The organism is Vibrio sp. 1F263 (assembly GCF_041439035.1).
Lineage (GTDB): Bacteria > Pseudomonadota > Gammaproteobacteria > Enterobacterales > Vibrionaceae > Vibrio > Vibrio tasmaniensis_A.
Genome location: NZ_JBGONI010000129.1, coordinates 1 through 1219, shown reverse-complemented (window position 1 = coordinate 1219; position 1219 = coordinate 1). Strand labels below are relative to the sequence as shown.

The window sequence follows — 1219 nt, the reverse complement described above, 5'->3', positions numbered from 1 at the left end:
GCATAAGACGACGTCGGCTTCCCGCTCAGCAAGCTGTCTGGTTAGTTATTTGGATGGGGCTGCAACGCAACATGTCTATCAAAGAGGTGTGCAGTTCATTAGACATTGCACTTCAGCCTAAACCTGAAGATAGCTGGTCTCGTGTTGCACCCAGTGTCCTAACTGATTCACGCCGACGTCTAGATGAGAGTCCGTTAGCAGCTCTGTTTCACACAACGGTAAAGGCTTGGAATGGAGATATCCTTCAACAAGACAAAGACTTAGAGCTTAATGTTCTTGCTGTCGATGGGACAACATTTAGGTGCCAAGATTCCCCAGAGAACGCTGAAGAATTTGGGTTCATCTCTAAAAAATTGAAACCTTACCCTCAACTTCGTTTAGTCGCTTTGATGTCAACAGAAACTCGAATGATTATGGGGGCGGCTTTTGATGGCTGTCATGTCGGTGAAACGACCTTAGCTAAGCGCCTATTCAATGATATCCCCGCACATTCATTGACCTTATTTGATCGTTGTTATTTCTCGGCAGACCTCTTGTTATCGTGGCAAGAGAGTGCGGAAAATGCTCACTGGTTAATGCCTGCAAAGCGTAAGCTACGCTATGAAGTGTTGGAGAAATATGCGGAGAACGACATGCTCATCTCAATGCCCATATCTCCTCAAGCTCAACGGCAGAATCCGAATTTACCCGCACGTTGGGAAGCCAGATTAGTCCTATATCAAGAGCCAAAAGGTGAGATAAAAGGTTTTATTACTTCACTTACAGACCCTAGTAGATACTCGCTAGAAAGCCTGCTGCGTATTTATTGGCAACGCTGGGAGATAGAAGAAGGTTATGGTGAAATTAAACAGACTCAACTGCAAAGTCACGTCACTTTACGAAGTCGTTTTTCTGCCGGTGTGAAGCAAGAGCTTTGGGGCGTATTACTTGCCTATAACTTAGTGCGATTAGAGATGGTTAAGATAGCTTCAGAAGCCGGGGTTCGAGCGACTAGGGTCAGTTTTACCGCCGCAATTAACCTTATTGATGCGCAATTACGTTGGTTAGCTTTAAGCCCAGACGGAACTCTACCTGTAAAACTGAAAAGGATGAGAGACAGTTTGAGTCACTTCATTCTTCCAGATAAAAGAAAGGACCGAACGTTTCCACGTTCAGTCCTCTTTGTCCCAGCCAAATATCCGTTCAGGTTCAAGCAATAATGCTTATCCGAACGGCATTA

1 protein-coding gene is annotated in these 1219 nt (G+C 45.0%); it reads left to right on the top strand.

Annotated features, from left to right (window positions below; genetic code table 11):
- On the top strand, window positions 1–1199 hold a 1199-nt coding region (locus ACED25_RS23455; protein ID WP_371696276.1), incomplete at its 5' end, for an IS4-like element ISVbsp1 family transposase.
- Window positions 1200–1219: the final 20 nt, after the last annotated feature.